We start from the raw sequence: 3,160 nt of genomic DNA on the forward strand, positions 1-3,160 counted from the left end.
AATGAATTTATAGTGTAACTATTGAGTTGAACCTGAGCGTCTTTGCTGGCGCCCCTACCTTTTGAAGGTATTTAATTTAAAATAGTCGTAAAAAATAAAGCTAGCTTATTAACCAAAATAGTAGTACTATTGTCTCAGCTAGAAAAATGTCTTTTTTACATTCTCCAAATCGTCGTTTTATTCATTTAATCCCTCGTACTGTAGTTTTAATTGCTGACCGGTTTCCAGCTACTTTCGCCTATTAAAGGCATTCTAATAAAAGTTAAAGGATATACACATGTCTAAAACAGTAAATGGGATTGTCAAGTGGTTTAACGAATCGAAGGGATTTGGTTTTATTGAACAAGAGTCTGGCCCAGATGTATTTGCCCACTTTAAAGAGATTGTAAGCTCTGGTTTTAAAACTCTTACTGAGGGACAGCGCGTGCAATTCGTTGTAACGCAAGGGGCTAAAGGTCCTCAAGCACAGAATATAATGGCTCTTTAACGAGGGCATTTTTTACTACTACATTACATTGGTGATGTAGTAGGTGTCATTTATTGTACAATTCACTAAACAATGATCACATAAAATAATACTGCAAAGAAATGGCAAATACTCCCCGATAAGACAAACAAATGCCAAAGCACGTGACTAAATATCAATCGTTCCCAAATATAGAAAATAACACCAACAGTGTAGCATAAGCCTCCTGCTACGATATAGGTTAATCCGCCTGGCGGCAATAATTGATAAAGAGGTTTTATGAGGATTAATGCCATCCAACCCATCAAAAGGTAAATTAGTGTAGAAAGTAGGTCAAATTTATGAACAAAAAACCATTTGAATAATATTCCAACTAAGGCTAAAGACCAAATAATAGTGAATATGGTCCATCCTAGAGAGCCATTAAGCGTCACTAACACAAACGGTGTGTAACTTCCAGCTATTAGCAAATAGATTGACGCATGATCTAAAATACGGAATAAATGCTTTATTTTGGGATCCGTCATACTGTGATAAACGGTAGAACACACATACATCAAGAGTAAAGTACAACCAAAAACAATACTTGATACCATTTTCAAGCTGTCATTTTGATATGCAGCAAATAGAGTTAATAAAACAAGGGCGACTAAACTTAATAATGCTCCAATCGCATGAGTTGAGACATTACCGATTTCTTCGGCCCTGGTTTGTGATGTATCCAGTTTAATCCAAGCCATAGGGGTCTTTAACAAATAGAATGAAGCAGTCCTGTATGTTACAGTCGCGATTGTGCCTTTGACAAGCATGCTATTGGACTTCAATCCCCATAAATCACGACCCATCTTCGAGCTGTTACTTAAGCTCTTCATGCTTGATTACCCATATCGCGACGAGATGGCTTGCGTTTACGTCAATCATAATATCCATTATTTAGATGATCTTGAAAATCTAACAATCACGCAAAATCATCTTTGGAAAATGACCATCTTTCTCGAACCAGGATTTCTATTCTAGTAAATTCAATAACATTTTTGTTTGCTAGGCATCGCCAGTTTTGCATATTAGATGGGGTGGCGACCCCATCTGTGTCAGAATTTACGGTTTGGCGCCTAAGTTTGCTCTAAAACAGTAAATATTCCCACGTCCTCTGTTTCGAGTTGTTCAAGAGCAGTCATTAAGGAAATCAGCACTAAGTAGATCCAATGAGTTGATGTATCACGAAAATATTGTTGTCATTTAGGAACAATTGTATTAATATATAGTCATAGAGAGTATTTCCTGCACAGCTAACAGCGTAGTAACAGGATATCAGACGGTAGTAATGTGAGCATGCCTGCTTTAAACAGGAAGCCTAAAATACCACCAGAGGTAGCCACCTTATATACAGAACTGCTGCGGGTATACTCTTTACTTCCCTCCAAAGATAAAATAAATCAATTTTCTTTATTTCCTAATTTATATTTCTAAGAACTTCATTAACCTAAGAATTATTCTTAGGAAAAAGGAATTCTGTTGGGGTGTGACAGGCAATGGAACAAAAAGTTACTCTAAGAAAAATCTTTAAGGCAGCTACAAATAGCTATGCTAAGCTGCCCTGCGATGTTGATATTGCTTTTTATCACTAAGCTTATTCATGACTGCATGAATAGTCGTGTCTGAGAAAGCGCGTCCGCTTAAAAAACGATAAAGCAGCGCAACTGATTGTTCCGAATTATCCCATGCTGCACCTAATTTCATACGGGCTTCTTCAAGTGCTCTATTTATCTCGTTATCCAGCGAAGACAGGGCCTGCTTGATTACGGCCTCCTCAAAACCTTTTTGCTGTAAGAGGCGGCTGATGAAGCGATCGCCCTTGTGGGCATAATGCTGCGCCATATTTTTAGCCAGTCTTAAATCATTAAGTAGATGCAATTCATTTAATCGTTTAAAGACGGCATCAATTCGACTAGCAAGGTCAGATAGACCGGCAAACTCTGCCTCAAGCTGCCGGCGCAATGCCTGTTCACTTAAAGTTTGTTCGGATAGTTTTCTTACAGCGGTATCGATAAGGCTATTCATTCTAAACTCCTGTTGCTAGGGTATCTGATTATTCTCATCAACGCGTACTGCTTAAAACCTTAAAAATTTGTTTACTTAAAACAAAGGGAGGGATTGTAATGCAAAAAATGCGCCAGCGAAGCATAAGATTCTTGAAACGACATTAATGCCACGCATTTTACTCATTCTTCATCGGTTGTAAAACGCACTATAAAATCAGGGAGAAACAGCTGAGGGCTGAGTTTGTAAATAGTCAGGTATGATGCAAGACCAATTAAATTGTTCCCTTATGATTTTTATTCTCAAACTGAAGCATAGGTACGGCTCTTTTCATTGCTTTACGATTAGACTGTTTGTATACACGGCAATCTCATTTTATACGGCTATGCCTAACAGCGAACCAATACCCGCACTGACAAGCATCGCTATTGTTCCCCATACCACAACACGCAATGCCCCTAATACTATTCGAGCTCCGCCAATCTTTGCGGCCACTGCTCCGAGTAATGCCAAAAATAGAACCGCCATTATTGATACTGATGAAATAAGGTAGATTCTAGGAACAATAAAAATCATTAATAGCGGTAATAATGAACCAAGAGTAAAACTACAGGCTGAAAAAAACGCTGCCTGAAGTGGACGCGCTCTGGTTAC

General features: G+C 38.3%; 4 protein-coding genes. 1 reads left to right on the plus strand and 3 read right to left on the minus strand.

All coding sequences use genetic code 11. The annotated features are described in order from the left end of the window. The first annotated feature begins 277 nt into the window (after positions 1-277). Positions 278-487: a cold-shock protein gene (locus tag BN58_RS20565; protein WP_019218458.1), complete on the plus strand. Its 210-nt coding sequence runs from the start codon at positions 278-280 to the stop codon at positions 485-487. A gap of 65 nt (positions 488-552) precedes the next feature. On the opposite strand, the gene trhA is transcribed toward BN58_RS20565, so the two are convergent. The 3 genes from trhA to BN58_RS20580 all read right to left on the minus strand — a co-directional run. Beyond that, positions 553-1,206, minus strand: a complete 654-nt coding sequence (gene trhA / locus BN58_RS20570) for a PAQR family membrane homeostasis protein TrhA (protein WP_051131973.1) — start codon at positions 1,204-1,206, stop codon at positions 553-555. An 847-nt stretch (positions 1,207-2,053) separates the two neighbouring features. Beyond that, a complete protein-coding gene (locus BN58_RS20575) occupies positions 2,054-2,527 on the minus strand; it encodes a regulatory protein RecX (protein ID WP_019218460.1) in 474 nt (157 codons plus the stop codon). 354 nt (positions 2,528-2,881) lie between these two features. Then, on the minus strand, positions 2,882-3,160 hold a 279-nt coding region (locus BN58_RS20580; RefSeq protein WP_019218461.1), incomplete at its 5' end, for a VIT1/CCC1 transporter family protein.

The sequence above is a fragment of the Legionella tunisiensis genome, assembly GCF_000308315.1.
In the GTDB taxonomy this organism is placed as follows: Bacteria; Pseudomonadota; Gammaproteobacteria; order Legionellales; family Legionellaceae; genus Tatlockia; species Tatlockia tunisiensis.